Annotated in this window: 26 protein-coding genes; 13 read left to right on the forward strand and 13 right to left on the reverse strand. The window is 59.3% G+C overall.

What is annotated here, in order from left to right:
- Positions 1-38 precede the first annotated feature (38 nt).
- Positions 39-1,025, forward strand: a complete 987-nt coding sequence (gene mltA, locus CR254_RS05625; RefSeq protein ID WP_097928915.1) for an MltA domain-containing protein — start codon at positions 39-41, stop codon at positions 1,023-1,025.
- Positions 1,003-1,620: a Smr/MutS family protein gene (locus CR254_RS05630; protein WP_245851402.1), complete on the forward strand. Its 618-nt coding sequence runs from the start codon at positions 1,003-1,005 to the stop codon at positions 1,618-1,620. Before mltA ends, CR254_RS05630 begins: the two co-directional genes overlap by 23 nt.
- Here CR254_RS05630 and CR254_RS05635 read toward each other — a convergent pair.
- Positions 1,601-2,812, reverse strand: coding sequence for an MFS transporter (locus CR254_RS05635; protein ID WP_097928793.1), 1,212 nt, complete (start codon positions 2,810-2,812; stop codon positions 1,601-1,603). The two genes, CR254_RS05630 and CR254_RS05635, sit on opposite strands and share 20 nt — an antisense overlap.
- Before the next feature lie 81 nt (positions 2,813-2,893).
- Complete coding sequence (locus CR254_RS05640; protein ID WP_097928794.1) at positions 2,894-3,625, reverse strand: SapC family protein; 732 nt, start codon at positions 3,623-3,625, stop codon at positions 2,894-2,896.
- A 265-nt stretch (positions 3,626-3,890) separates the two neighbouring features.
- Here CR254_RS05640 and CR254_RS05645 point away from each other — a divergent pair, with 265 nt between their 5' ends.
- On the forward strand, positions 3,891-4,760 hold the full coding sequence (locus CR254_RS05645; protein ID WP_145996704.1) for a YihY/virulence factor BrkB family protein: 870 nt from the start codon (positions 3,891-3,893) through the stop codon (positions 4,758-4,760).
- 82 nt (positions 4,761-4,842) lie between these two features.
- Here CR254_RS05645 and CR254_RS05650 read toward each other — a convergent pair whose 3' ends face one another.
- Together CR254_RS05650 and CR254_RS05655 are read right to left on the reverse strand one after the other, a co-directional pair.
- Positions 4,843-5,667 (reverse strand): MBL fold metallo-hydrolase, encoded by an 825-nt coding sequence (locus tag CR254_RS05650; RefSeq protein WP_180955888.1) that lies wholly within the window; start codon positions 5,665-5,667, stop codon positions 4,843-4,845.
- Between the two features lie 262 nt (positions 5,668-5,929).
- Positions 5,930-7,135, reverse strand: a complete 1,206-nt coding sequence (locus CR254_RS05655) for a cation:proton antiporter (RefSeq protein WP_097928797.1) — start codon at positions 7,133-7,135, stop codon at positions 5,930-5,932.
- A 465-nt stretch (positions 7,136-7,600) separates the two neighbouring features.
- Here CR254_RS05655 and CR254_RS05660 point away from each other — a divergent pair, with 465 nt between their 5' ends.
- Together CR254_RS05660 and CR254_RS05665 are read left to right on the forward strand one after the other, a co-directional pair.
- Positions 7,601-8,038, forward strand: a complete 438-nt coding sequence (locus tag CR254_RS05660) for a universal stress protein (RefSeq protein ID WP_097928798.1) — start codon at positions 7,601-7,603, stop codon at positions 8,036-8,038.
- A gap of 11 nt (positions 8,039-8,049) precedes the next feature.
- Positions 8,050-9,594: an alanine/glycine:cation symporter family protein gene (locus tag CR254_RS05665; protein WP_097928799.1), complete on the forward strand. Its 1,545-nt coding sequence runs from the start codon at positions 8,050-8,052 to the stop codon at positions 9,592-9,594.
- A gap of 58 nt (positions 9,595-9,652) precedes the next feature.
- Here the strand turns inward: CR254_RS05665 and CR254_RS05670 are convergent, their stop codons facing one another.
- From CR254_RS05670 to CR254_RS05705, 8 genes are all read right to left on the reverse strand, one after another.
- Positions 9,653-10,624, reverse strand: coding sequence for an SIS domain-containing protein (locus tag CR254_RS05670; protein ID WP_097928800.1), 972 nt, complete (start codon positions 10,622-10,624; stop codon positions 9,653-9,655).
- A 14-nt stretch (positions 10,625-10,638) separates the two neighbouring features.
- On the reverse strand, positions 10,639-11,157 hold the full coding sequence (locus tag CR254_RS05675; RefSeq protein ID WP_097928801.1) for a hypothetical protein: 519 nt from the start codon (positions 11,155-11,157) through the stop codon (positions 10,639-10,641).
- Complete coding sequence (locus tag CR254_RS05680; protein WP_219617979.1) at positions 11,154-12,020, reverse strand: carbohydrate kinase family protein; 867 nt, start codon at positions 12,018-12,020, stop codon at positions 11,154-11,156. Before CR254_RS05680 ends, CR254_RS05675 begins: the two co-directional genes overlap by 4 nt.
- Positions 12,017-13,063, reverse strand: coding sequence for an ABC transporter ATP-binding protein (locus CR254_RS05685; RefSeq protein WP_097928802.1), 1,047 nt, complete (start codon positions 13,061-13,063; stop codon positions 12,017-12,019). The genes CR254_RS05680 and CR254_RS05685 overlap by 4 nt, the downstream gene beginning before the upstream one ends.
- A 3-nt stretch (positions 13,064-13,066) precedes the next feature.
- Positions 13,067-14,551 carry an argininosuccinate lyase gene (argH, locus tag CR254_RS05690; RefSeq protein WP_097928803.1) on the reverse strand — a complete coding sequence of 495 codons (1,485 nt, stop codon included), beginning with the start codon at positions 14,549-14,551 and terminating at the stop codon, positions 13,067-13,069.
- Positions 14,548-15,423 carry a carbohydrate ABC transporter permease gene (locus tag CR254_RS05695; protein WP_097928804.1) on the reverse strand — a complete coding sequence of 292 codons (876 nt, stop codon included), beginning with the start codon at positions 15,421-15,423 and terminating at the stop codon, positions 14,548-14,550. Before CR254_RS05695 ends, argH begins: the two co-directional genes overlap by 4 nt.
- Positions 15,420-16,316 (reverse strand): carbohydrate ABC transporter permease, encoded by an 897-nt coding sequence (locus CR254_RS05700; protein WP_097928805.1) that lies wholly within the window; start codon positions 16,314-16,316, stop codon positions 15,420-15,422. Before CR254_RS05700 ends, CR254_RS05695 begins: the two co-directional genes overlap by 4 nt.
- Positions 16,317-16,389: 73 nt before the next feature.
- The gene (locus CR254_RS05705; RefSeq protein WP_097928806.1) at positions 16,390-17,643 is read right to left on the reverse strand and encodes a sugar ABC transporter substrate-binding protein; all 1,254 of its coding nucleotides are present in this window, start codon (positions 17,641-17,643) and stop codon (positions 16,390-16,392) included.
- A gap of 126 nt (positions 17,644-17,769) precedes the next feature.
- Here CR254_RS05705 and CR254_RS05710 point away from each other — a divergent pair, with 126 nt between their 5' ends.
- The 8 genes from CR254_RS05710 to CR254_RS05740 all read left to right on the forward strand — a co-directional run bounded on the left by CR254_RS05710 (position 17,770) and on the right by CR254_RS05740 (position 26,047).
- The gene (locus CR254_RS05710; RefSeq protein ID WP_097928807.1) at positions 17,770-18,948 is read left to right on the forward strand and encodes an ROK family transcriptional regulator; all 1,179 of its coding nucleotides are present in this window, start codon (positions 17,770-17,772) and stop codon (positions 18,946-18,948) included.
- Between the two features lie 10 nt (positions 18,949-18,958).
- Positions 18,959-21,262: a PIG-L family deacetylase gene (locus tag CR254_RS05715; RefSeq protein ID WP_219617980.1), complete on the forward strand. Its 2,304-nt coding sequence runs from the start codon at positions 18,959-18,961 to the stop codon at positions 21,260-21,262.
- Positions 21,263-22,126 carry a DMT family transporter gene (locus CR254_RS05720; protein ID WP_097928808.1) on the forward strand — a complete coding sequence of 288 codons (864 nt, stop codon included), beginning with the start codon at positions 21,263-21,265 and terminating at the stop codon, positions 22,124-22,126.
- A gap of 85 nt (positions 22,127-22,211) precedes the next feature.
- Positions 22,212-22,823 carry a DUF4178 domain-containing protein gene (locus CR254_RS05725; RefSeq protein WP_097928809.1) on the forward strand — a complete coding sequence of 204 codons (612 nt, stop codon included), beginning with the start codon at positions 22,212-22,214 and terminating at the stop codon, positions 22,821-22,823.
- The gene (locus tag CR254_RS05730) at positions 22,820-24,103 is read left to right on the forward strand and encodes a DUF4178 domain-containing protein (protein WP_097928810.1); all 1,284 of its coding nucleotides are present in this window, start codon (positions 22,820-22,822) and stop codon (positions 24,101-24,103) included. Before CR254_RS05725 ends, CR254_RS05730 begins: the two co-directional genes overlap by 4 nt.
- Before the next feature lie 8 nt (positions 24,104-24,111).
- Positions 24,112-24,273 (forward strand): hypothetical protein, encoded by a 162-nt coding sequence (locus CR254_RS18000; protein ID WP_180955889.1) that lies wholly within the window; start codon positions 24,112-24,114, stop codon positions 24,271-24,273.
- A gap of 11 nt (positions 24,274-24,284) precedes the next feature.
- A complete protein-coding gene (locus tag CR254_RS05735; protein WP_097928811.1) occupies positions 24,285-24,509 on the forward strand; it encodes a DUF350 domain-containing protein in 225 nt (74 codons plus the stop codon).
- On the forward strand, positions 24,506-26,047 hold the full coding sequence (locus tag CR254_RS05740) for a polyamine aminopropyltransferase (RefSeq protein WP_097928812.1): 1,542 nt from the start codon (positions 24,506-24,508) through the stop codon (positions 26,045-26,047). Before CR254_RS05735 ends, CR254_RS05740 begins: the two co-directional genes overlap by 4 nt.
- Here the strand turns inward: CR254_RS05740 and speD are convergent.
- Positions 26,041-26,388 carry an adenosylmethionine decarboxylase gene (gene speD / locus CR254_RS05745; protein WP_097928813.1) on the reverse strand — a complete coding sequence of 116 codons (348 nt, stop codon included), beginning with the start codon at positions 26,386-26,388 and terminating at the stop codon, positions 26,041-26,043. The genes CR254_RS05740 and speD overlap by 7 nt on opposite strands.
- Between the last annotated feature and the right edge of the window lie 90 nt (positions 26,389-26,478).

Raw genomic sequence — 26,478 nt, forward strand, 5'->3', positions numbered from 1 at the left:
AGATTTTCGGTGCGCTGGCGCTGTGTGCGCTCGGACTGATGCCCGCTCATGCACAAACCATGCGACCGCTTTCCTATGCTGAACTAGATGGATGGTATGAGGATGATCACGACGCTGCGCTGGCGGTTTTCCTGCGCAGCTGTGATCGCAGTTCAACCGGTGATCTGGTGCCCGATGACCACTGGGAATCGCTGTGCCGCGCGGGCGAAGCCGCCTTTGATTCCCGCACGTTTTTCGAGGCTGCCTTTCAGCCGATCCTGATCGAGGATGGCGGCGATCCGCTGTTTACCGGCTATTACGAACCTGAATTACAGGCCAGCACAGTGCGAACCGACCGGTTCCGCTATCCGCTATACCGTCGCCCGCGTGAGGTTGCGAATTCGCGATCCCCGTGGCTGACCCGTGAGCAGATCGAGGCGGGCGCGTTGACCGGTCGTGGGCTGGAGATCGCTTGGCTGGATGATCCGGTCGATGCTTTTTTCCTGCACGTACAGGGGTCTGGCCGCTTGCTGTTGCAGGACGGCTCGATCCTGCGTCTGGGCTTTGGCGGGCGTAACAACCATCCCTACCGATCCGTTGGCCGCTATATGGCGCGTGAGGGGCTGCTGCCTGTGCACCGTGTTTCAGCGGGGGGGATCAAGGCATGGGTCCGTGAAAATGGATCCATCGGACGGGCGGTTTTGAATCAGAACCCCAGCTATATTTTCTTTCGTGAGGTCACGGGCCTTAGCCGTGGTGAGGGGCCGGAGGGCGCAATGGGCGTTCCCGTAACCCAGATGCGCAGCGTTGCCGTTGATAATGATTACGTTCCACTGGGCCTGCCTGTTTGGTTGGAGACTGAAACCGATGCCGGCGCGCTAAAGCAATTGATGATTGCGCAGGATGTTGGCGCGGCGGTTACAGGCGCGCAGCGTGCTGACATCTTTTTCGGTTCGGGTGCCGATGCCTTTGCGCTGGCCGGCCGGCAGCGTGGTGAGGGCCGCATGGTTGTCCTGATGCCCCGTGCCACGCTGGACGGGGGTTGAGGTGGCGCGGCGGCGGCGCTCCCTAACGCAGGAGGAGAAAGCCCTCTGGTCGCGTGTGGCCGATAGCGTCGAAATGCGAGAGCGCGACTTGCCGCAATCCATGGCGGATATCGAGCAGGACCCCATGCCGCAGCCGACACCGGCCGATCCGATGCTGCATGTTCCACAGTTACTACGCCCCACAGGTCGGCCCGCGAAACCCGGTGCGCGGTTTGACGCCGCCCCTGCTCCGGGCCGTGAATCCCTGGCTATGGACCGCCGCGCGTTTGAGAAGATGGTGCGCGGTCGTCTAAAACCACAGGCGCGGATTGATTTGCACGGAATGACTGCCGCCCACGCTCATGATGCGCTGCGTGGCTTTATCCTGCGCACCCATGGCAACGGTGTGCGGCTGGCTCTTGTCATTACAGGTAAGGGTAAGCGCGGCGCGGATGATGCAATTATACCGGAACGCTACGGCGTTTTGCGCCATCAGGTGCCGCAATGGCTGCGCCTGCCACCGCTGCACAGCCTTATTTTACAGATCGCGCCGGCCCATCGCAGCCATGGCGGCGACGGGGCCTATTACGTCTATCTCAGGCGGGCGCGCGGCTAAGTGATACAGCGAGCACTATGCACATCGCGGCGGAATACAGCGCCATTGCGATCAGTTGCACCCTGTAATCCACTCCGGCATCGATCAGCAATCCGGTCACCGCAGGCCCCAAAGCCGTTGCAAACACCATCAGAGAGGTCGCAACGGCCCTGATGCTTCCCAGATTTCGGGTGCCATATAGCTCGGGCCACAATGTGCCGGCGACTGCATTCGCAAATCCAGCCATCGCGCCGATGGAGACCAGACCAACCGCGCCGGCCCAGATCCCTTGCCCTAGGGCTGTGACGATCAAACCGGGGATCATGGGCAGCAGCATCCATGGTGCGATCCGGCGGGCGCCAAATTGATCGCTGGCCAAGCCGCCCAGGATCAATCCGCCCACTGCCGCCAGCGTATAGGCAGGGTAAAACCCGACAAAGGCGGACAGGCTCCATCCCTTTAGCTCCACCAGATGCACCTGTTGGAAAAAGAAAGCCGTGGCGAAGATCGGTTGGCACAGCAGCGCGGGAACCAAGGCCCAGAACAGCCAGTGGCGTAACGCTTGGCTGCGGGTCCAATGCTGGCCACCCATGCCGGGGGTACCGACATCCGTCACTATGCCGCGGGGATCACGTTCGGTGCGCAGCAGATAGCGCAGAAACGGGATCGCGACGATCAGGACCAGTGCGGCGGCGGCCCAGCTGCCCTGCCATCCGACCGTTGCGGCAAGAGCGACAAATATGACTGGCAGGGTCGCCTCACCCAGTGAAAAGCCTAGCTTTGTGGCGGCAATGCCCGTGCCGCGATTGGCGGAAAACCATCGGCCGACCGCAACGCTGGGTACATGGCTTAGCCATCCTTGTCCGAAAAATCGCAGCCCCAGAATGATCAGCGGCAGCGCGGCCAAGGGCGGTCCGGACCATAGCACCAGCGCGGTACAGGCCAGTCCCAGCATCGCAACAGTGGCCAAATCGCGTGCGCGAAACCTGTCCGTCAGCCCGCCGGTGAACAGCATCAGCACGGCTGAGGCCAAAGTACCAACAGCATAGATCAGCCCCCATTCCCCATCGCTAAGGTCATAGGTGCCCCGAATTTCGCCGGAATAGAGTGAGATGAATGACGTTTGCCCAAAACTGGACAGGCCCGTCATCATTGCGCCGGCGCCCAACCAACGGGCATTGCGACGCAGGAAAGGCAACTTTGCCTCTGCCATATCAGAAACCTTTGTGGGGGGTGCGGCTATAGCCTGGCCGTAAGGGGTGCGAGGTCCGCAAACGGACCTCGCAAGATTAGATTAGGCAGCTGCCTTTTGCGCCAGACGCTGGTTCATCGATGGCAGGTTGGTCAGCGAGTGCAGGTGCAGGTAGCACAGCTCCAGCTCATCCGTTTTTGCCATTTCAGCCAGCGTATCGCCGGACAGTTGACGCAGTGCATCACGCTTGATGGTTTTGAAACCGGTCAGGCTGGACTGTTTGCCCTCTGCATCGCGGAACTGTGCCTGTGCGGGCTCCAGCAGGTCCAGATCGGCCAAACGCTTTGCAAACATCTGCGTGCGGTTGAACTGTGTCTGATAGTCGGATGTGAATTTCAGCATCCGCTCAAGGTATTCAGTCCGCTCGCCGGCGCTGTCGAACAGGCGCTCGCCTTTGCCATCCTTGTTAAAGCCGTCGAATTCCTCATCGATGCACAATGTGAAGTTGGACGTGTCCTCAGCACCGGCAAAAACGAAGGGGTAACGGCGCAGGAATGCAGGGATATAACCGCTCAGCCACGTACCCTCGGCGTTCACATGGGCGTTCTGCCCGTCACGCTGGCCCAGAATGACCGAAGGGAAAATCGCATCGCCCTCACCGGCGAAAACGATTGTGTGCTCACCTGCTGCGGCAGCAAACTCAGCCGCCAACAGCGGTACGGAGTTGATTTCACTAGCGAAAGAGAAATCACGTCCGGCCTGAACAGACCAATCACGGTGTGCATCAGAGGAAACCGGTACGGCGCGCTCATAAATCATTAATTGCTTGGTCATCTATTCTCACTCCCAGACAGTCTAGTATGCCTTGGTTATCGCAAATGGCCCGTGCCATTCATAGTCCTGATAGGCCAAGAATTGCGGCAATACCGTGGTCATTTATACGGATTGCTACAGTTTCCTGGTCAGACTGGCGATGTAATCGCGGATGCCCCATTACGGATCACGCGGCGCAGTGTGATTGAATGTTCATGCATCGGCAGTAATGTCATAGATATTTGGATTAGATATTATCCAATCAAAGCAGACAGGTGACCCGATTTTGAACCCTAAGCTAACCTTTATGTTGCGCCCCGTGGGCCAGTTGAATTGGCGCGATTGGCGGACGGTTGTCGCCCGTGTTGTGCAGGGTGTTGGCGATAGCTCGTTATTTTTAGCATCGGGCGGAATGGCATTTTTTGCGACCTTGTCGATCTTTCCATTTATGGCCTTTTTGATTGCGGCTTATGGGTATGTCGCTGATCCGACAATTATCCTGATACATATCAACACGATGCAGGGGTTTTTACCGCCGTCCGCCTTTGAACTGATACAGGCGCAGTTGCTGAACATCATCGCCACGGGCCGGTCGGATCATGGTTTGCGCGGTGTGATGTCGATCGTTTTCACGTTGTGGGCGGCGCGCGCTGGGTCCAATGCACTGCTGCAAGGGTTGCATCTGGTGTTTTCGGATCGGGATCGCAGGTCGTTTTTGAAACATACGCTGACGGCGGTTGTCCTGACACTGACCCTGATCGGCGTGGTGATATTTGCATTGCTGGCTGTGGTCGCGATGCCGCTGATGTTCACTTATATCCCGTTGAAAACAGGGGTGGAAACCACGCTGAAGTTACTGACCTATGGTATCGGTTTGGGGGCCATGACATTGGCGATCGGGCTGCTATATCGGTATGGTCCGAACCGGCAGGGGGAACGCTATCCTGTGTTTTCGTTCGGTGCGATTGTGTCGGCGATTTTGTGGACCACAGCCTCGGTGCTGTTTTCCTATTATCTGACGAATTTCGGGAATTATAACGAGGTTTACGGCTCGATCGGGGCGGTTGCCGCGCTGATGATGTGGTTCTTTGTCACCAGCTTTGTCATTTTGTTCGGAGCATTGCTGAACCGGGAAATCGAACTGGTTCACGATTGATTATGTGTCGCGATCTGGGCTGGAAAGACTGGCTGGTTAGTGGCTGCTTTCCGGCTGCTATATGGCTGGCAAAATCCGGGTGCTATAGCGCGTAGCGGTCCCCCTCACGCGCGGCGCCGCAGGCTGGATGGGTTTCGCGTAGGGTCGCCTCCATCGTGTCCAGTTGGTCATCGGAGCGATTGGGGGCGTGGTGAAACATCTGCCATGATTTGACACGCGCCGCGTCGCAATGCTGCGCCACCTGTTGCCATTCAGAATGCCCGAATCCGCGCCGCTTCTCCAACTCCTGCGTGGTGAACATCGCGTCGAGAAAGGCAAGATCGGCATCGCGCAACAGGTCCGCCAATGCGGCATCGCCGGCGGGATCGCCAATCTCGAAATCGGGCGCAAAAACGAAAATGCGGCCACGGTGCTGAATGCGAAACCCATATGCGCCCGAGGGGTGGTTCAGGACATAGGGCGTCAGTGTCGCATTGGCGGGCAGGGCGATTTCCTGCCGGTCGGTAAAGCTGGAAAAGCCGATATTCGCCGGATAGCAGGACAGCCTGTTGGGGCAAAAGGGGTCATCAAACAGGCGGTCCAGCACAACCTCGGGCGGTTCAGGCGTATGCACTGTACCGGCGTGGATCGTGACATTGGTGCTGCCGGTATTGAACGGGGTAAAGAAGTTCAGCCCCTGAACATGGTCGTAATGATAGTGGGTTAAAAACAGCGATAGGTTTTGCACCTGTTCCTGCTGAATGTGGTGTCCCAACGGGACAAGACCTGTGCCGGCATCCAGAATGATGACATGGCCATCTATCCGAACACTGACGCATGTGGTGTTGCAACCCGCGCGCATGAGGTCGCTATGACTGGCGGCCACGGATCCGCGTGCGCCCCAGACTTCGATCTCGAATCCAGACATATCAGTCCTCATCGTATCGATAGATTCTCCGCCCTGAACCTATCGATTATGGCCAGCCCCCACTGGTTTGGTAATGATTGTCTGATAATGAATGCAAACTGTCAAATTTGTTTATATAGAATTGTAATTTTAATTTAAAATATTACAAATTTTTATATCAATTGGTAAGTGCGAGTTTCATGGGTCAAATTGGGTTGATCCTCTATATTTATATACATCTGTGTATAGTTCGGGCCGATAGATTGGGGGGGTAGAACCTGATTCAATCGACGGCCCCGCGCATGAGTGGACCGAAACGGCGTGCGGCCGGCGCGGCGGTGATGCCGTGTAGCAGCGCGCTGATCAGTACAGCCAGGGTAGCAATGCCGAGGATTTCCTCACGATGAGGCAGGCCCTCGATCTGGGTGACGATCAGCAGTGCGAATAGCACAGTGGCCAGCCCGCGTGGCCCGAACCAGCCGATGAACAGGCGAACAGGCATGTCTGCATCGGTGCCGATAAGCGATAGCCAGATCGCAGCGGGCCGGACCATGAACAGGCTTGCCAAAATCAGGCCCATAATCGGCAGCGTGACCATATCCACAGCAACGGGTACCAGCACCAGCCCGATCAGCAGGAACGTACCTAGGGTCAGCAATGTGCCCTCACCCTCCATAAACTCGGCCAATTGGTGGTCCCGCTTGGGCTGTGATGCGCCAAAGGCAGCGCCGCCGGTAAAGGCGGCGATAAATCCGTTGCCGCCGGTGAAATCCGCGACTTGATAGCATAGCAGGGCCAGTGCGATCAGGGCGATACCCTCATATTGCGCGGCGCTCAGGGCGTTTTCGCGGGAATAGGCGATGAATTTCCCGCCGAACCAGCCCAGTAGCACGCCGACGGTCACACCCAGCCCGATTTGCTGCGCGACAAACAGAATCCAGTTATGGTCCTGAATGCTGTAAAGCTCACCCACGGCAAGACCACCGAACAGCAGCACAGCGGGCAGGGCGAGTCCGTCATTCACGCCACTTTCCACATTCAACGCACGGCGCACCCGTTCCGGCACGGCAGCGTTGTTGACGACTGCCTGACCCAAGGCGGCATCGGTTGGGGCAAGGATGGCCGCGATCAGCGCAACCTCCCATATCGGCCAGTCGGGCAGGAACAGAATACCGGTAACAGTGCCCAGCAGCATGGCCAGCGGCAGCCCCAGCAGCAATGTGCGCTGCGGCCAGATATGGCGTCGGCGCAGGGCGCGCACATTGATGATTGAGGCGTCCGAGAACAGCACGATAACCAATGTTACCTCGGCCAAGATATGCAGCGCTTCCTCCGCGCTGCTCAATTGTACCAATCCCAGTTCGGCCAAGGCCCATCCCAGCCCGAGGAACATCATAGGTCCGGTCAGGATAGATGTGGCCAGTCGCTGCGCAAGGGTTGCATAGATCAGCACGGATGCGCCGATGATTAGAAGTCCGATACCGTCCATGGGTGGTTAGAACTTTCCTGTAAATTTCCGGATTATAGTTTCACCGATCGCCCTGAACCGCGCAAATCATGAATTTCGATATTCGCGGAATATGGGCGTAATTCATCTGTAGGCATCGTGCGGATCGCATTTGGGGCGTGAACACGCTTGACGGGTGTTGGGAATGCTCACAGGGTTAACTGGTAAACTGACGGTTGAGTGCTGTTTATCAACGAATCTGGCGGGCCTGTGCCTCGCCACCAAGTCGTTTTGCCTAATGTTCTGCCTTTAGTATTAAGTGCGGACCTGTATTTTCATAATTTGCAGGAAGATAGGCGGATTTTTGCCGTAAAAAAGGTCGTATTGGTGGTCGTAATACTGTCATACTTTCCTACGGGTACAAACAATAGCCGCAGCCACCTTCGATCCCCCATAATTGCCCTATTGCCGGAGGATGAGCTGGGAAACCAATAGGAGAGATTCCTGATGCCTTCGAAATTGGTAATCGGGCTTGATGGACATGCCTCGGGTGAGCGCGCGCTCGCCCATGGTATGCGTCTGGCTGAATTGATCGGCTCATGCGAGCTGGTCATTGTTTATGTGATCGAGTGGTCACCGTTCTCCTTTCAAACTGCTGAGGAAAACGCGCAGCGCCATAAACGCCGCGAAGAAGAAATCGCAATGGCCAAAAACCGTGTGGTTGAGCCCGCGATCGCCCGCGTGACCGAGGCAGGCATCACCGCACGTGGTGTTGTGCGCCACGGTGATGTGGCGGACACGCTGAACGCGATCAGCATCAAGGAAAATGCCGAGCAGATCGTTGTTGCGCGTTCGTCTGAGGGTGGTTTCGCCAAGCGGTTCTTTGGCTCGTCCACGTCCAACCTTGTCATGAATGCCACTGTGCCTGTCACGGTCGTCAACTGAGGAAGCGGATCATGAAACTATTCCCGACTATGTTGCTGGCCGTTCTGGCCATGGCAACATCCGCCAGCGCGCAGGAGGCCGTATCGCTGGACGCAAAGGTGAACGAAGTGTTCGCCAACGTCACCGGTCCGTTTGTCAGCCTGATTTTCGCCCCACTGCCCGGCACTGCGTTCCCATGGATCGTGTTGTGGCTGGTTGTGGCCGCGACGATCTTCACCATCTATTTCGGCTTTGTGCAGTTCAAATTCTTTGGCCACGCGATCAAGCTTGTTAAGGGCGATTATTCCGATCCCGATGATGCGGGCGAGGTGAGCCATTTCCAAGCGCTGGCAACGGCGCTGTCCGGCACGGTCGGTCTGGGTAACATCGCGGGTGTTGCTGTGGCCGTCGGTATCGGTGGGCCGGGTGCGACGTTCTGGATGATCCTTGCGGGTCTGCTGGGCATGGCGTCCAAATTCACCGAATGTACGCTGGGCGTGAAATACCGGAACGAGTATCCAGACGGATCGGTTTCCGGTGGTCCGATGTACTATATCTCCAAGGGCTTTACCGAGCTGGGCCTGCCCGGTGGTAAAATTCTGGCGATCCTGTTCTCGGTCTTTTGTATTCTGGGCGCATTGGGCGGGGGCAATATGTTCCAGGCCAACCAAGCGCACGCACAGATTTCGGGCATCGTGGGCGATTATCCGGGCTGGATTACGGGTATCATCTTTGCCGGTATCGTGTTTGCAGTCATCGTGGGCGGCATCAAATCCATTGCGAACGTGACCGAGAAGGTCGTGCCGCTGATGGGTATCTTGTATGTCGGCGCGGCGCTGGTCATCCTGATCGTGAACTTTGATCAAATCGGCTGGGCCTTTGGTCAGATATTCGCAGGGGCCTTTACCGGTCTGGGCGTTGCTGGCGGTATGGTTGGCGCGCTGATCCAAGGCTTCAAGCGGGCTGCCTTCTCGAACGAGGCGGGCGTTGGTTCGGCTGCGATCGCGCACTCTGCGGTGAAAACCAAGGAGCCGATCACGGAGGGCTTTGTTTCCCTGCTGGAGCCACTAATCGATACGGTTGTGATTTGTACGATGACCGCGCTGGTTATCACTATTTCCGGCCAGTTGATCGTGGATGCTGATACCGGCAACTACATGCTGAACGAAGCAGGCAGCGCAATCGCGACTGTTGGCGACACCAGCGGCGTTGGCCTGACATCGGCTGCATTCGGATCGAGCATCAGCTGGTTCCCGTTTGTACTGGCCATTGCGGTGGTTCTGTTCGCGTTCTCGACCATGATCTCGTGGTCCTATTACGGGCTGAAGGCGTGGACGTTCCTGTTTGGTGAGGGCAAGTCGTCCGAGCTGACATTCAAGGTGATCTTCTGCGTGTTCATCGTGATCGGTGCGGCGGCCAGCCTTGGTCCGGTTATCGACTTCTCGGATGCGGCGATCTTCGCGATGGCTGTTGTGAACATCTTCGCGCTGTACTTCCTGATGAAGCTGGTGCGCAAGGAGCTGAACTCCTACGCGTCGCGTCTGGCGTCGGGTGAGATCAAGTCGTTCAAGCACTAATAGAAACGGGGCGCCTACCGGCGCCCCGCATATCATTCCTAACGGTCATGCACTGGGATCAGCGCGTGACCGTTTCCTTTTTCAGGCGGGTCGGCGCGTCGGGGTTATGGCCCCGTGCACGGGCGGCCTGCTCAATGCTCAGATACAGCGTTGGCAATGCCATCAGCGGGTCCAGCATCGGGTGCAGCGGAGCTGTCGCCACGCGCAGCGGTTTGATCCCGTAGGAGCTGAGCGTATCCAGCGAGCTGTCCATACCCGCACCGTGACCCACAGCGATAACCGCCGTATCAGGCCCTATAGCGGCGACGGGGCCGTGCAGGCTTTCGGCGGCACTCAACGCGATGGCGGGCATGGTGCAGCATTCCGCCGCCTTTAGCGCCAGTTCGCGCGCGATGCCCAGACCGGGGCCACGGCCCAGCATGACGGCCCATGGGGCGACGGTCAGGGCGTTGGTGATCTGCTCATCCGCGACCAATGCTTGACCCAGATGATCGGGCGCTGCGTCCAAGGCGGCATGCAGAGCCGCATCCTCGCGCCATTCCGCCAGCAGGCGCAGGCCGGCCAGCAGGGTGTTGACGTAGCTTTTGGTCGCGGCAACCGCGCGTTCAGGGCCGGCGGCAAGGTCGATTGTGTGATCACATGCCATGGCCAGCGGGCTGGACGGCGTGTTGGTCACGGCCACGGTCAGCGCGCCGCCATCACGCAATGCGGCGCTGAGGGCGACGATATCCTCGCTGGCGCCGGACTGGCTGAACGCCAGAGCGGCCAGGCCAGAGACATTCAGCTTGGTATCGTAAATGGATGCCACCGACGGCCCCATCGAGGCGACAGGCAGGCCGGTTCCGATCTCTACCGCGTATTTCCACGAATTCGCCGCGTGATCCGATGAACCACGCGCCACGCTGACCAGCGCCGGTGGCGACAGCATACGCATACGGGTCGCGATATCGGTGATAGCTGCACGTGATCCATCCAGCCGCGCCGCGGCCTCAGGAATTTCGAGCGTTTCCGCCCGCATCAATCCGGTCATTGGGTTTCCTGCTTTCAGGTACGTTTCATCGACATAAAGGCGGCTTCGGACATCGGAACGGATGCGCCGGTGTCCCAGTCAAAGAGGTGTCGATCCACTTTCGTCAGAGCGCCGAGATAAATGTGCAGGCCGTAGGAGGGCACGCCGTCCTCTGCCTGTACGGAATGGATATCGTGGGGGGCAAAGACATGCTGCTGTCCTGCCTCAAGCGTCAATGTGCCACCGCGTTGCCAGACGCCCCCATCATTGCGCCACAGGTCGTTACGCTCACGCCCGCGATAGACTCCCAAAACGGCGATCATGGCGTGATCGTGGGGGGGCAGGATTTCATGCGGTTGGAAACGTTCATGCCAGACGCTGACGGTTTCATCCTCGAATAGCAGGATTTCATCGTCCTCGAAATCAGGTAGGTCAGCCTGTGCCGCGCCGGCCAATGCGGCCTGCATCAGGGTGCATGTTGCCTGTAGCGGATCGGGCGCGGATGCCGCGATGCGTGCATCGGCAACGAAAGCGTCTAGCGTGAATTGGGTCATGACATCTCCAATTGAGAAATGCCGCCTGTCCCGCCCAGGGCGCTGACGGCGGCCGTTCCGGTGCGATTTCCGGCTGCCAGACAGGCGTCCAGCGGTTTGCCGTCCAGCCAAGCATCCAGAAAGCCCGCATTGAACGCATCGCCGGCGCCGGTTGCGTCCATGACCGTGGTCGCATTGGTCGGCACATGGGTTTCAACGCCGCCGATGCGCGCACGCGCGCCATCGGCACCGCATTTGATCACGGTTAACGGGGCCAGATCGGCAAAGCCTGCCTCGGCCAATTTGGTGGCTTCGCCCTCATTCGGCAGAAAGATATCGACGGCTGCGATCAGCTTTGCTGCCTCGGGTGAGATATCGTCCTCCCACCCGCAATCCAGCGAAATGGTAATCCCCGCAGCACGCGCAGCAGGGATCAGTTCAGGGTGTTCCAGCAGGCTGTGCAGCTCACCGATATGCAGGTGGCCGACACGATCCAGACTGACATTTGCGGGCAGGGCAGGGCCGGCGCGCCGTGTTAGAAAGGCACGATCACCCCCCAATGGCAGCGCCACGGTGATCTGAGGATCTGTTCCATAGGGCGCAGTGGCGCACCCCGATGGAATGATCCCCGCATCGGCGATTTGCGCACGTACAGTTTGCTCGAACGGTGCGGCGGGCAGGGTGGCCACCAGTTCCGCGGGGCGATCCAGTGCGGATAACCACGCGGCCGTGATGAACGCCCCGCCGCCGGCGTGCAGGCTCAACCCCTCCGCAAAAACCTCCTGCCCCATGGCGGGCAAGCGGCCCGCACCAGAGAACACGAGGTCGCAGTAAAGCCGACCTGCACAGGCAACGCTGCGACGTGTATCGCGGGAATCCTTCACCGGACTGCCAATCCACTTGTACGATCGAAAATGTGCAGATCGGCAATATCCGCGCCCAGCTGCACCTGTTCACCAACCAGTGGTGGGGTGCGGCCCGATGCCTTTGCGATCATCTCACCCGCGGGGGTGTCCACATAGATCAGGGTTTCAGGGCCCAGCGGTTCGGTCACGGATACGGTGCCAGTCAACAGACCGCCCGCCGCAACAGGCCGCAGGTCGTCAGGGCGGATGCCGATGGTGACTGGGCCGGACGGTGCTGTCAGCGCGACGGCAGTGTCACCGGGCAGACGCACGGTGTCGCCGGTGGAATCCGCCTCGATCAGGTTCATCGATGGCGCGCCGATAAAGCGGGCGACGAAGGTGTTGGCGGGGTTGCGATAGACATCCTCGGGCGTGCCGACCTGTTGGATATGGCCGTCCTTCATGATGACGATACGATCCGCCATGGTCATCGCCTCAACCTGATCGTGGGTCACGAAAACGATGGTGGAGCCGACGCGCTGGTGCAGTTTCTTGATCTCCAACCGCATCTGGGTCCGCAATTGCGCGTCCAGATTGGAGAGCGGTTCATCGAACAGGAACAGCGCGGGGTCGCGGACCATCGCGCGGCCAATGGCAACACGCTGACGCTGACCACCGGACAGGGCGGCTGGCTTCCGCTCCAGATAGGTGGTCATTTCGAGGAAGTCTGCGACCTCCTCAACCCGCTTTGCCTTATCCGCCTTTGCCATTTTCGAGGAGCGTAGGCCGAACGCGATGTTCTTGCGCACGCTCATATGCGGGTAGATCGCGTAGTTCTGGAACACCATCGCGATGTCGCGTTCCTTTGGCTCCAGATTGTTCACGACACGATCATCGATGCGGATTTCACCGCCCGACACTTCCTCCAGCCCTGCAATCATGCGCAGGGTTGTGGATTTACCGCAGCCCGACGGGCCAACGAAAACGACGAATTCGCCGTCTTTCACGCTGAGGTCGATGCCGTGCAGCACCTCTGTGTCACCATAGCGTTTAACGAGTTTATGTAGGGAAAGTTCGGCCATGGATCAGGACTCCTGAAGGGCGGAGAAAGCGACGGTCAGGTCGGACTGGGCCGCCTCGCGTCGGGTGATACGCAGTGATTGCGCGGTGTGCAGTTGGTCGAGCGTGCCGGAATAGCCAGAGATGGCTTCGGCCAGCGCCTGTGGCGCCGGTCCACCGGAACGGTCGCGCCGCGCGATGAAGGTTTCGGGGGCCACGGTGGTTGTGAAATCATCGAGGCTCAGTTTCGTGTCGCGTCCGGTTTCCTTGGCAAACCCTGTGCAAAAGGCGTCATAGCCCCCGCCAAGTGGTGTGCCTGCGGCAATGACAGCGCGGGCAGTGGTGGCCGCAACCTCATGCGCCTGACGGAAGGTCAGACCCTCGTCCCGCACCAGCGTATCGGCCAGTTCGGTAATGGTGACGCAGGCCGCATCCATGTTTTTGCGCACGCGATCCGCATTGATCGTGCAGGCAGGAAGGAAAGCGGTTAGCAACTCCAGCATCCGACCGCCGCTTTCAAAGGCGGCATAACCGGCCTGCTGTACCTCACCCTCGCTGTCGTTCATGTCGGTAAACGGAGTGTTGCGCATGGTGTCGACCATCACATCACACCGGCCGGCCGTAACGGCGGCAAGGTGGCGCATATGCTCGATCGGAACCGGATTGCGTTTTTGCGGCATGATCGAGGAGATCTGAACCAGTGAGCCGGGTACAGCGAGCTGCCCCACCTCGAACGCGGACCAGAACGCCATGTCCTGCACAACGCGACCCAGATGCACAAAGGGCAGCTTCATCGCGGAATATAGCCCCGTGATGTAGTCCACACTGGCAATGCAGCCATAGGAGTTCAGCAATGGTGCCTCGAACCCCAGCAGGTCAGCCACACGTTCACGGCTGATCGGAAAACCGGTCGTGGTGATCGCGGCCGCACCCATCGGGCACAGGTCCAGCGCGGGAATTGCCGCGTTCAGGCGTTCGGCATCGCGCAGAACAACCTCCGCAATTGCGGACAGGTAGTGCCCGAATGTGGATGGCTGCGCCGGCTGGCCATGGGTATAGGCCACGATAGGCGTCGCGGATTCACGCTGTGCCGTGTCGATCAATGCACCGGCCAGCGCGAGGAGTTGCGATAGCATCCCCTCCGCCCGCCAGCGCAGTGCCATTTTGAACAGCGTGTGGTCCATATCGTTGCGCGAGCGGGCTGTGTGCAAGGCACCGCCCAGATCGCCCAGACGTTTGCGCAGTTCGGATTCCACGAGGAAAAACCAGTCCTCATGCTCACCGGTATAGGTCAGCGCGTCACGGTCGGTTTCCGCCTCGATCGCGGTCAGGGCAGCGGCAATCTGTGCCGCGTCCCCGTTGTTCAGAATGCCGGTTTCGTTCAGCATCACCAGATGGGCGCGGTTGATTGCATCCATATCGGCGGCGTGATTGGCCTTAACCCCTTCGAAAAGCGGCGCGAGGACCGTTTCCTTGTAAACGGGGTGTGGGAACTTCTCGAGATCAATCATCCCTTCAGCCCCGCCATAACGACGCCGCGAATGATGAAGCGTTGGAACACAAGGAACACCACCAGCGTCGGAATGGTGGAGATTGCAGCGCCGGTCATAATCAGCTCCCACGCTACGTCCGCCTCATCGCCAAAGCCGGCGAGGCCCACGGGCAAGGTGTACATATCGGTGGAGTTGGTCACGATCAGCGGCCACAGGAACGCAGTCCAGTTGCCAAGGAAGACAAAGATGGCAAGCGCGGCCAGCGCCGGACGGACCAGTGGCATCGCAACAGTCCACCAGATCTGGAATTCGTTCAGGCCGTCAATGCGCGCTGCCTCAAGGAAATCGTCAGGGACGCTTTCGAAGAACTGCTTCATCAAGAAGACGCCGAACGCCGTCATCAGGCCGGGGAACATGATGCCCCAATAACTGTCGAGCCAGCCGAAGCTTTGCGACATCAGATACCACGGGATCACCAGCATTTCCGTCGGGATCATCAGGGTCGACAGGATCGCGATGAACACCAGCGTGCGGCCCGGAAACTTGAACTTGCACAAGGTGTAGCCGACGAGGCTGTCGAAAAAGAGCGCGGAGATCGTGGTCGCCGTTGCAATGATGATCGAATTCAGGAACCACCAGTAAAAGCGTCCATCCTCAAGCACATAGAGGTAGTTTTCGACCGTCGGCTCCTCGGGGATGAGGTTGACGTTATAGACCTCCCACGGCCATTTCAGCGAGGTTGAGATCATATAGGCGATGGGCATGACCATCACGATTCCGCCTGCAAATAGCAGCAGCCAGCGGATGATCTGTCCCATATTGCGGGGTTTTGGCGCGGCCTTGGTGTCGAGCACCCCAGCCGTCGTCGGACGTATTTCTGTCGCGCTCATCGGTCGGCCCTCAGCAGCCAGAGTTGGATCAAGCTTACGATCAGCAGAATGGTGAACAGCACCACTGTCTGCGCTGCCGCATAGCCCATATCGAAGGAGTTAAACGCGGTGTCGTAAATCATCAGCACCAGCGGTTTGGTCGAGTTTAGCGGCCCGCCCGGATTGTTCGTCGTCATGTTAAAGACGTGATCGAAAATCCGCAGGAACCCGATGGACGAGAACACAACGATAAATACGATCGTCGGGCGCAGCAGCGGCAGCGTGATTTCACTGAGCACGGTCCACCACGATACACCGTCAATGCGCGCAGCCTCGTAATAGCTTTGCGGGATCGAGCGTAGTCCGGCCATGAAGATGATGATCTGGAAGCCCAAACCAGCCCAGATTGCCGGGGCCAGAACCGCCGGCAATGCATTGGTGGTGGAGTTCAGAAACTCGACCTGTGCAATGCCGATACTGGCGAGGAAGTTGTTGAACAACCCGATCGGCACACCCTGATAAAACCAGCGCCAAACCCATGCCATCGCAACAGCGGATGTCATGAATGGCAGGAAATACAGCATACGGATAAAGCTGTGGCCAAAGCGCAGCTTGTCCAGGTGATAGGCAATGACGAAGCTGATCAGCAAGCTGACTGGCGTACCGATCAACAGGTACAGGAACGTGTTTACAAACACCTTCCAGAACACCGGATCGTTCCAGAGCTTTACGTAATTATCTAGGCCCGTCCATGTCCGTGTGCCCAGCAGGTTCCATTCCTGAAACGAGATCAGGACGGCATTGCCGGTCGGATAGAAGCGGATGACGCTGTAAAACAACACCGGCACGGCAAGGAAGATCCAGGCCCAGACGATCTGCTTCTGACGGATGGTCAGGTCGCGGTAACGAAACATTAGGGGATGCTTTCGGGGTTATCTTTTCAGGGCGACCGGATTGCGTGGCCGCCCTGAAAATCAGACTGATAGGTTAGTCGGCGTAGTAATCGTCGAGGATAGCTTGCTCGGCAGCGGCGGCTTCGCTCAGGCTTTCGCCCGGCTCCTGCCCACCGATGTTGATCTGGCTAACCATATCGACGAGCACCTGACGCTGGCTGCTCTCGTTCGCGAAGATCGTGGTGTGGGCATATTCCAGACCACGGATGAAGGGGCCGAAGACCTCGTCATTCGCGTTGTCATCTGTCATGCCGACGGATGGTTTTGCGGGCAATTCGCCAACAACGTCCAACCAGACCTGCATCGCCTCGTCCGAGGTGATGAACTCCATGAACTTCACAGCTGCTTCCAGCTTCTCGCCTTCTGCCTTGGATGTGATCGCGTTCACCCAGTAGGAGGAGTAGTTCGACTGCGTACCATCAGCGGCAGCAGGCAGTTCGGTCACACCCCAGCGCAGACCGCGCTGATCAGCCAGCGATCCAATGCGGAACGAACCGTCGATATGCATCGCGGCGCGGCCTGCCTTGAACGCGGCCTGTGGCTCATCCATGAACCCTTCGATCGTGACGCCATGCTCGGACTGCAAGCCGGTGTAGTAATCGAGAGCGGCACGGCCGGCCTCGGTGTCGTAGTTCACAGTCTGATAATCGTCGAGGTAAGGCTCACCACCGAACTGACGGATCAGGACTTCGCGGAACCAGTGGTGATCCTGCGCGGTCATGCCGGTTGTGATGCCGACCTGTGTGATGTTGCCGGCGCCGTCACGCTCGGTCGTGGCAGCGGCAACTTCGACCAGTTCGTCCAATGTGGTGGGCGGCTCAACACCGGCAGCTTCGAGCAGACGCTCGTTATAGAACAGGGCGAGCGAGCGCACTGCGGTGGGCAGCGCGTAGTAAACGCCGTCCTTTTTCATCGCGCCGACCATCGGGAAGAATTCCGCGTCGATCACGTCTGGATCAAATGTATCTGTTGGCAGCGGCTGGATCAGGCCTGCCTCGATGTAATCGTTCAACCAACCGTAGAACAGCTGAACAACATCGGGGCCTTCGCCCGCTGGGATCGCTGCTGCGACCTTTGTGCGGTAATCGGCATAGGGGAAGTGGGTCATCGTGACGGTGATGTCAGGATTCTCTTCCTCAAACGACGCGATCAGTTGCTCCATCGCTTCGACGCGGGCGTCGAAGAAATATTGCCAATATTCAATTTCGACGTCAGCCGAGGCCGCGCCAGGCAACAGAGCCGCGGTCGCGGCCCCTGCTAGGATCAGTGACTTAAGTTTATTGCGCATGTTCTGCGTCTCCCTGTTGTGGGGCCAGTACCAAGGGGGGCGTGGCCATAGCGTCGGTTCTCGCGCTGGAAACGAGCTTGTATCAATTCAGTTGAATAATCAACCCAGTTGATTTAATAGTTGGGAATGAGATTTGAAAACGGACAAACTGGTGCGAATGGCGAACGGTCGCGGGTGCATAACCGGCAACTGGTGCTGGGTCGTATCCTGTCAGCAGGCGTTATGGGGCGGGCCGAAATTGCGCGCGCCTCGGGGTTGAGCACGCAGGCGGTCAGCAAGATCATCGCGACATTAGAGGCAGACGGCCTGTTGATGCAGGACGGCACCCGATCCGCGGGGCGTGGTTTGCCCGCCGCCCTATATGCGGTGAACCCTGATGGTGGATACGCACTGGGATTCGAGGTGCGACCCGATGCGATTCTAGGCGCGATTCTGGACCTGCGCGGCACACAGATTGCCACTGCGCGGGAACGTGTCATTGCCGCCGGGCCGCAGGAAACGGCAACGATAATTACGGCGATGCGTGATGCATTGGCTGCAAAGGCAGGCATCGACGCGACCCGTATTCTGGGCGCAGGCGTTGCGCTGCCAGGTCCGTTTGGCCGCACAGGTTTGAGCGAGGAGGCCAGCGCGCTGCCCGGATGGGAGGGTGTAGACCCCGTTGCCCTGATCGGCGACGCGCTGGATCTGCCGGTTACGGTTGAGAATGACGCCAACGCCGCCGCCATGGCCGAACGGATCGGTGGTGCGGCTGAGGGGCACGCCACCTATGGCTACCTGTATTTCGGTGCGGGCCTTGGGCTTGGGCTGCTCAGCGGGGGGCATCTGGTGACGGGTGCGTTTGGCAATGCCGGCGAAATTGGACACTTGCCACTGGCTGGTGATGGCGTGTTGCTGGAGCGGGCCGTGTCGCGGCTCAGCCTTGTCGCGCGGCTGGAGGCGGCGGGCGTGGACGCCCCCGATATCGACACGCTGGGCGCATTGGCGCGGGCGGATCATCCCATCGTGCGCCAGTGGATCGCAGATGCGGCGGGCCCATTGGCGCGCGCTGTTCATGTGGTGGAAACGCTGTTCGATCCCGAAACGGTCATCCTTGGCGGTGCTATGCCCGAGGAGATTTTGCGTGATTTGGTACAGGCGGCAGAACTGCCTGCCTCGTCCATTTCAAACCGGACGGATCGCACCGTTCCGCGCCTGATTTGTGGTCGCACCGGACGGCTGGTCGCCGCTGGCGGGGCAGCTGCACTTGTTCTCAACCGATTATTCACACCGCGATTTGCGCCGGTGGCACCAACATTACAATGAGGGAATTATCATGACGCCAGACCAGTCTCGTATCGCCGCTGAACGGACAGCACCGCGCATCGTCAGACTGGGTCAGGCGCTCAGCGCGCTGCGATCAGTTGTTGGGTTTATGAATACCGGCGCCCATCCTGACGATGAAACCTCGGCCATGTTGGCGGCCATGCGGTTTCGCGACGGTATCGCGCTGAGCTATGCGTGCTCGACCCGGGGTGAGGGCGGCCAGAACGATATCGGGCGCGAATCCGGTCCGGTGCTGGGCACATTGCGCACGGCAGAGATGGAGCAAGCCTCGGCCGTTCTGGACATGAACATGTATTGGTTGAGCCAGCGCCCCAACGATATTCACGATTTCCGGTTCTCCAAAAGCGGTAAGGAAACGCTGGCAATCTGGGGCCGCGAACGCACGCTGGCCCGTTTTGTGCACATCATCCGGTTGGAGCGCCCAGACGCGATCTGCCCGACCTTCCTCGACGTGCCGGGGCAGCATGGCCATCACCGTGCGATGACCGAACTGGCCCATGACGTGTTTGCAGCGGCGGCTGATCCTGCCTTTGACAGCGATTTGCCGGTTTGGCAGGTGTCCAAGCTATACCTGCCCGCATGGTCCGGCGCGGGTCAGGCCTATGATGATGATCTGCCGCCCCCGCCGGCCACGATGGTGGTTCCGGGCGGTATTGACCCGCTGACGGGGTGGAGTTTTGAGCGGATCGGCCAGCAATCGCGCGCCTATCACCGCACACAGGCCATGGGCAATTGGGTTCCGGCGGGCAGTGAGCGTGAATTCCCGCTGCATCTGGCCGCCACGCGGTTGAGCGGTGTGGACACAGCAATCACTGATGGTTTGCCCTCCTGTCTGGCCGATCTGGCGGATCACGCGGCATTGGCCCAAGCGGATGCAGCGATTGGGCAGGCTGCGGCGGGCTTCCCCGTTGGTGATGCGATTTGTGGGCCGGCTGCGGCGGCTCTGCATGCGGTTCGGGTTGCGGAAGCCGCGATGTCTGATGCGGAAACCGCGCTGCACGGTCACCGCCTCCAACGGGTGCAGCGCCAGTTGACCCGCGTTCTGGCCGAGGCATCGGGGCTGGAGGTGCACGCACGCGTTCACCCTGTCATCCTGCGCCCCGGTGATGTGGCAGCGGTTACCGTGGAAGCACGCGCCGGCACCACGACGCCGGAAACGACTGTGGTGACTGAAGGGGATTGGAGCTTGTCCGACGGTGGCCTGGTTGCGCCTGCGACCTATAGCGACCCCTATCCTGATATCTGGTGTGCGGGCCAACCCGATGCGCCTTGTGTTGAGGTCCGCTTTAACGTTGCCGGTGTCGATGCCGTGCAGCGCATCGCGTTCGAGGCGCCGCCAGTGGTTGTGCCTGCCGTAACAGGGATGGTTGCGCCATCCGGCGTGCTGATAAATCGCGCCGCCCCGCGTGAGGTTTCCGTCGCGGTGCGTGAGGTCACGCCGGCCGGCGCGACGCCGACCTTTGACCTGCCTACGGGTTGGGCAATGACGGAAAACGGCATGCTGGACGTGCCTGATGATGCGCAGCCCGGCACCTATGAGGCGCGCCTGATGCTGGACGGAATGCCGGCTGATACGTTGAGCCTGATGGCCTATCCCCATGTTGCCACCCGCGCCTTTGCCGCGCCTGCGACGCTGCGGGTTTGTGTGCTGGATGCGGTGCTGCCCAAGGTAAAGATCGCCTATGTCGGTGGCGGAAATGACAATGTCGCCCATTGGTTGCGTGCCATGGGTCTGGACGTTGAGGAGCCTGATAACGAGGCGCTGATCGCGGATCTCGATCAATTCGATACGGTGGTTATCGGTATTTTCGCGGTGCGGTTCCGCGGGCTGACCGATATCATGGCCAAGCTGCGTGAATGGGTTGAGGCCGGCGGCACATTGCTGACGCTGTATCATCGCCCATGGGATGACTGGGATGCGAATGTGGTGCCGCCACGGATGCTGGAAATCGGTTCGCCCTCGCTGCGGTTCCGCGTGACCAATGCGCAGGCGGATGTTGATGTGCAGCAGCCGCAGCACCCGCTGTTCAACACGCCCAACGTGATCGCAGATGCCGATTGGCAGGATTGGGACAAGGAACGCGGCCTGTATTTCGCCAAATCATGGGACGAGGTCTATACCCCGCTGCTGTCCCTGCATGATCCGGATGAGGCCCCGTTGCAGGGCGCCTTGCTCAGCGCGGATATTGGCGCGGGCCGGCACACACATTGTGCGCTGAACCTGCACCATCAGATGCAATCACTGACCCCCGGTGCGTTCCGCCTGATGGCGAACCTCGTGGCGAAACGGTAGATGAGCCAACCGCGTAACCTATCCGGTGGTGCTTGGCTGATTGCGGATATGTCGCTCAACATCTGGGCGCTGGTGATTGTGAAATCGATGGGGTTGGACATCCCGTCGGTGCAACTGGTGTTTTTACGGGCGCTGTCGGGCCTCGTGCTGATCCTGCCGTGGATCTGGGTCGCGCGGGACCGGTTTCGCGGGCTGGATAACCTGCCGCTGCATGCATTGCGGGTGGGGCTGTCGGCAGTGACGTTGACCTCCAGCTTCTTTGCCGTGGCGCGATTGCCGCTGGCGCTGTTCAGCGCGATCCAGTTCACGCGACCTGTTGTCACCATGGTTCTGGCCACGCTGATCCTGCGCGAGGTTATACCGCGCCGGCGCTGGTGGGCCGCTGCTGCGGCGCTGGTCGGGGCGGGCATTGCCATCGGGCCGACCGGCGCGGAATGGAGCTGGGGCCTGCCGGCCGCCGGCTTGGTGGTTCTGTCGGGTACGGGCGCGATTATCGTGACGCGACGACTGCATGCGGCACCGCGTGTGGTGATGATGACGTTCTACACCGCCGGCCTTGCCGTTTGTACCGCGCCATTCGCGCTGACCGGATGGGTGCCGGTGCCTGCGGGCGACTGGCCGACATTGCTAGCCATTGGTGTGTTTGCTCAATCGGCGCAGTTCTGCTTCCTCGCCGCGCATGCACGGGCCGAGGCGGGGTTCCTGTCGGTGCTGGGTTATCTATCGTTGCCGCTGACGACGACAATCGGGTTCCTGATCTTTGGTGAGGCACCCGAGGCACGGTTCTATCTAGGGGCGGCCTTTATCATCGCCAGCGCACTGGCCGTTGCGGCACGGCCCCGCGCGACCCGGCAGAAAATCTGATCATACGGGGTGCGCCTAAAGTATTGTAAACAATAGGGGCGCCGCCCTGCTTGCGATGTATCGTAAAATGCGCAGGATGGCGCCTATGAGCACCCTGAACTGTCCGAACTGCGGAGCGGCCGTAGAACCAGAGCTTGCCTGCGTTCGGATGAGCACATGCACCTCATGCGGTACAGCGCTGCTATTGAACGATGCAGTTGTGCAAATCGCCGGTAGTGGTGGTGTTATGCATGACGTGCCCCTGCTGTTCGGTTTGGGTGATGACGTGCGGATCGGGCATAGGGTTTTCCACGTGCGCGGCCATGTGCGCTATTCCTACGGGCGCGGCACATGGGATGAATTCTGGTGCACCGATGCGGATGATGATCCGGTCTGGATCTCGATTGATGAGGGTGATGTCGCCGTGCAGCGCGCCACAAACCCGCCGAGCCGCCAAACGAAATTCGGTGGCTACCGCGTGGGTGAGGGGCTGGCTATCGATCGGGACGACTTCACCGTGGTTGAGGTGGAGACCGCCGAATGCATTGCCGTACAGGGCCAATTTGATGAGGTGATCCGCGTCGGCGACACCCATAAATTCGTGAACGCGGAGGGCTTGCGGGGGCACCTACTGTCCGGTGAAACGTGGGATGGTGGCGAAAAATGGTTCCTTGGCCGGTGGCATGATCCCTTTGATATCAAGGTGCAGCGTTTATGAGCCGCACATCTGACCTTTCCGCGGTTAACTGCACCGAATGCGGGGCCGGCCTCGATATTCTGGGCGGGGGGCGTGTGACAACGCATATCTGCCCGTATTGCGGGGCGGAACTGGACGCCAATGACAGTTATAAAGTGCTGGCAAAATTCGCCAATATGCAGCGCCCCGATACCCCGTTTTCACTGGGCCAGCGGGGGCGGCTATATGATGTTGATTGGACGATCATCGGCACAATCGGTCATGTGGAGCGGTATCGTGGCCGCGAATGGCGTTGGGTCGATCACCAGCTCTATTCCCCAACCCATGGCTATGCGTGGCTAACTTATGAGGATGGGCACTACGCCTTTACCCGCCGTATTCGCGATGGTGGCTGGCTGTCCTCGCAACGGGTGGAGTCGTCCGATAATCCGCCGAAAATCTCGTATCACGGCCAGAAATTCACCTATTATGAAACCACCAACAGCTGCAGCGATTTCGTTGAGGGTGAGTTCACATGGCGGCCCAAGCTAGGGCGGGAAACCGTCTCGGTTAGCGTGCTGGGCGATGATGCGATGCTCTCATTCGAGCAAAGCGCGCAGGAGCGTGAGGTTTATCGCAGCGTTTACGTGACGGCGCAGCAGGTAAAGGCCGGCTTCGACATCACGTTGCCTGCCCGCGCCGCCGACCCGCACCCGTTGAAACCGGTTAAGCGGTCGGTGAATTCGAATTTTATCATCGCAGCTTCGGCCATATCTGCGGTGATTGCCGTTGTTCTGGGCCTTAGCTTTACGGCCGGCTCGGGACAGGTTGTTTTGCCGCAAACAACCCTTACAGCCCGTGATTTTCCGGTGGAGATTCCCTTTACCGTCACGGATACGGACCGCTTGGTGGAAATTCAGATTACTGCGGACCTTAACAATTCATGGCTGTGGACGGATATCGAGGTAACAGACCCCGAGGATATCCCGCTATTCGAGGCCGGCCGTGAGGTCAGCTATTATTACGGTCGTGAGGATGGTGAATCCTGGCGTGAGGGATCGCGCAGCAGTTCAATCCGGTTCCGGCCCACAATGGCGGGTGAATATGCGCTGGATATTGATGTCGCTGAATCGGGGCGTGGAGAGGTTTCAGACGGGCAGTTAGGGTACAGTTACACCCGCGTTTCTGTTGCGCAGGGTGTTGCCTCCGGCGTTATGCTCTTTGTTGCGGCATTTATGTTCGTGGTGATTGCGGGTCTGCAAATCGGCTGGCGGGCCTTTAAGTACAAGCGCCGCTTTGCCGGTGGCGATTGGTCGGAATAGGATAGGCCATGAACCCTGTACGCATCATCTTTCTAATCTTTTGCGCGGCGGCACTGGGTGGCGCGGCCTATGTTTCCACATCAGGGATGGGCGGTGAAAGCCGCGATCTGATCACTTCGGTACGGGTGGGCAGTGGCGGCACCGCCGGTTTGCATTCTCAAGTCAAATAAGGGGACGACCCATGGACCTATTTTCTGCAATCGAACTGGCCGAAGTTGTCAGCACGGTTTTCTATACATTTATGGGCATGATCCTGATGTTCGGCGCGTGGAAGTTCCTCGACTGGATCACGCCCTTTCCGATTATGAAGGAAATTGAGGAGGATCAGAACGTCGCGCTGGCCATCGTGATCGGCCTGCTATTTGTGGCGATGGCGATTATTATCGCGGCTGTCATCCTTTCATGATCCCAACAGATGCTGCGCGTGTGCGTGAGGTTTGGCTGCTTGCGGCCACCTTTCTGGTGGCGGTGTCCGGCCTGATTTACGAGCTGATTGCGGCAACGCTGTCCAGTTATCTGCTGGGCGATTCCGTGCGGCAATTCTCGCTGGTGATCGGGGTGTTCCTATTCTCCATGGGGGTGGGGGCGTGGCTGTCACGCTATGTCGGGCGGGCGACGCAGGGCTTTGTCTGGACGCAGATTTTGCTGGGTGTGGTTGGCGGTTTTCTGGCGCCGGTTGCCTTTGTCGCCTATGGCTGGCTGGGCGATGTGCAGGTGCTGTTATATACGATGCTGATGTTGGTGGGTGTGCTGTCAGGCATGGAAATCCCGCTGATCGCCCGCATTTTAAAGCAAATCGGTGCGCCGGAATTCCGGTTCGAAAACGTGCTGAGCGTGGATTATGTCGGCGCATTGGTGGCAGCGGTCGCCTTTCCCCTACTGGTGATACCACATTTGGGGTTGATGTCGGCCAGCTTGGCATTTGGGGCGCTAAATCTGGCGGTGGCGGGCATATCGCTGTGGCTGTTTCGGGATGAAACGGGGGCCGCGCCGCGCGTCATCTGGGCATTGGCCTTTGCGGGGTGTCTGGCGGGGTTGGTGCAGTCGGAACGTTTGGTTTCCGTGGCCGAGGCGGCCCTGTACGAAAACGACGTTATTCTGGCGGAGCAAACCCCCTATCAACGGATCACCGTGACGCAGTTTCAGGACCGCACGCGGCTGTTTCTGGATGGCGCAATCCAGTTCGATACGGTGGATGAATATCGGTATCATGAGATGCTGGTGCACCCCGCGATGGTGTTGGCACCACGGGCGGCGAATGTGCTGATCCTTGGCGGGGGGGATGGCATGGCGGCGCGTGAAGTGCTGCGCCATCAGGGGGTTGAGGCCGTCACGCTGGTCGATCTGGACCCTCGCGTGACGCAGTTGTTCCGGCAAAGCGCACCGCTGGCGCAACTGAACGCGCATTCGTTGAGCGACCCACGCGTGACCATCCTGAACCAGGATGCATGGAAATTTATCGAGGACGTGCAGCAGGTTTTTGATGTCATCATCGTCGATCTACCCGATCCGAAAAATGTTGCCCTATCTCGGCTATATACACGCGAGTTTTACTCCCTTCTGGCCGAACGGTTGGCCGCAAACGGGTTGATCGTGACGCAATCGGGATCGCCGATGTTTGCGCGTGAGGCATTTTGGTCCGTGGAGCGTACATTGGCCGCCGCCGCCAATCCTGTGCAGCCCGGCGCGGGGCTGCGCACATTGGCCTATCATGTTTATGTGCCCAGCTTTGGCGATTGGGGTTTTGTCATTGCCGCACCCACGGGAATACGGCGTGAATTTCCCAGCCTACCAAGTGGGTTACGTTATCTGACGGCTCAGGGATGGGCGGCGGCGCAAATCTTTTCACCGGACAGCGCGCCCCTGCCGGTGCAGGTGAACACGATCCAGTCCCATGCCTTGCTGGCCTATTATCTGGATGGTTGGGATCGCTGGTTTCAGTGACCGCGCTGATGCGCCGTGACGGTGGTACGGGCCGGCGTCAAAGCTTGCTCTAGATGCGCGGCGGCGCGATGTGGATCGGCATTGCCGCACATAAAGATGTCGATGGCGGCGTAGTCACGTTCGGGCCATGTGTGGATGGTGATATGGGATTCCGCCAACAGGACAACGCCGGTGATGCCGCCGCCTTCGAACCCGTGCAGCTCGCAGGACAGGACCGTCGCGCCGGCGGCATGGGCCGCACCGGTTAGGGCGTCGCGCAGCATTTGCGGATCGGTTAATCCATGGCCGCCAAAATGGTCGATCAGCAGGTGCAATCCGGGGGTGAAGGGGGGCTGGCTCATCCGGTGGACCCTATTGGATTAGGGGTGCGGGGGGAACTGTCGTTTGGCAGCGAAATGGCGGGCTGCTTTCAGGCTGCGTTATGGCTGCTA

This window comes from Pontivivens marinum (assembly GCF_900231835.1).
GTDB classification, from domain to species: domain Bacteria; phylum Pseudomonadota; class Alphaproteobacteria; order Rhodobacterales; family Rhodobacteraceae; genus Pontivivens; species Pontivivens marinum.

What these genes read in the sequence shown, in the direction of transcription:
- CR254_RS05735 (WP_097928811.1), top strand. Translation starts at nt 24,285, where the DNA reads ATGGACCTATTTTCTGCAATCGAACTGGCCGAAGTTGTCAGCACGGTT.
- argH (WP_097928803.1), bottom strand. Translation starts at nt 14,551, where the DNA reads ATGATTGATCTCGAGAAGTTCCCACACCCCGTTTACAAGGAAACGGTC.
- CR254_RS05710 (WP_097928807.1), top strand. Translation starts at nt 17,770, where the DNA reads ATGAGATTTGAAAACGGACAAACTGGTGCGAATGGCGAACGGTCGCGG.
- CR254_RS05670 (WP_097928800.1), bottom strand. Translation starts at nt 10,624, where the DNA reads ATGACCGGATTGATGCGGGCGGAAACGCTCGAAATTCCTGAGGCCGCG.
- CR254_RS05730 (WP_097928810.1), top strand. Translation starts at nt 22,820, where the DNA reads ATGAGCCGCACATCTGACCTTTCCGCGGTTAACTGCACCGAATGCGGG.
- CR254_RS05660 (WP_097928798.1), top strand. Translation starts at nt 7,601, where the DNA reads ATGCCTTCGAAATTGGTAATCGGGCTTGATGGACATGCCTCGGGTGAG.
- mltA (WP_097928915.1), top strand. Translation starts at nt 39, where the DNA reads ATGCCCGCTCATGCACAAACCATGCGACCGCTTTCCTATGCTGAACTA.
- CR254_RS18000 (WP_180955889.1), top strand. Translation starts at nt 24,112, where the DNA reads ATGAACCCTGTACGCATCATCTTTCTAATCTTTTGCGCGGCGGCACTG.
- CR254_RS05635 (WP_097928793.1), bottom strand. Translation starts at nt 2,812, where the DNA reads ATGGCAGAGGCAAAGTTGCCTTTCCTGCGTCGCAATGCCCGTTGGTTG.
- CR254_RS05655 (WP_097928797.1), bottom strand. Translation starts at nt 7,135, where the DNA reads ATGGACGGTATCGGACTTCTAATCATCGGCGCATCCGTGCTGATCTAT.
- CR254_RS05675 (WP_097928801.1), bottom strand. Translation starts at nt 11,157, where the DNA reads ATGACCCAATTCACGCTAGACGCTTTCGTTGCCGATGCACGCATCGCG.
- CR254_RS05720 (WP_097928808.1), top strand. Translation starts at nt 21,263, where the DNA reads ATGAGCCAACCGCGTAACCTATCCGGTGGTGCTTGGCTGATTGCGGAT.
- CR254_RS05700 (WP_097928805.1), bottom strand. Translation starts at nt 16,316, where the DNA reads ATGTTTCGTTACCGCGACCTGACCATCCGTCAGAAGCAGATCGTCTGG.
- CR254_RS05685 (WP_097928802.1), bottom strand. Translation starts at nt 13,063, where the DNA reads ATGGCCGAACTTTCCCTACATAAACTCGTTAAACGCTATGGTGACACA.
- CR254_RS05665 (WP_097928799.1), top strand. Translation starts at nt 8,050, where the DNA reads ATGAAACTATTCCCGACTATGTTGCTGGCCGTTCTGGCCATGGCAACA.
- CR254_RS05715 (WP_219617980.1), top strand. Translation starts at nt 18,959, where the DNA reads ATGACGCCAGACCAGTCTCGTATCGCCGCTGAACGGACAGCACCGCGC.
- CR254_RS05725 (WP_097928809.1), top strand. Translation starts at nt 22,212, where the DNA reads ATGAGCACCCTGAACTGTCCGAACTGCGGAGCGGCCGTAGAACCAGAG.
- CR254_RS05650 (WP_180955888.1), bottom strand. Translation starts at nt 5,667, where the DNA reads ATGTCTGGATTCGAGATCGAAGTCTGGGGCGCACGCGGATCCGTGGCC.
- CR254_RS05705 (WP_097928806.1), bottom strand. Translation starts at nt 17,643, where the DNA reads ATGCGCAATAAACTTAAGTCACTGATCCTAGCAGGGGCCGCGACCGCG.
- CR254_RS05740 (WP_097928812.1), top strand. Translation starts at nt 24,506, where the DNA reads ATGATCCCAACAGATGCTGCGCGTGTGCGTGAGGTTTGGCTGCTTGCG.
- CR254_RS05695 (WP_097928804.1), bottom strand. Translation starts at nt 15,423, where the DNA reads ATGAGCGCGACAGAAATACGTCCGACGACGGCTGGGGTGCTCGACACC.
- CR254_RS05640 (WP_097928794.1), bottom strand. Translation starts at nt 3,625, where the DNA reads ATGACCAAGCAATTAATGATTTATGAGCGCGCCGTACCGGTTTCCTCT.
- speD (WP_097928813.1), bottom strand. Translation starts at nt 26,388, where the DNA reads ATGAGCCAGCCCCCCTTCACCCCCGGATTGCACCTGCTGATCGACCAT.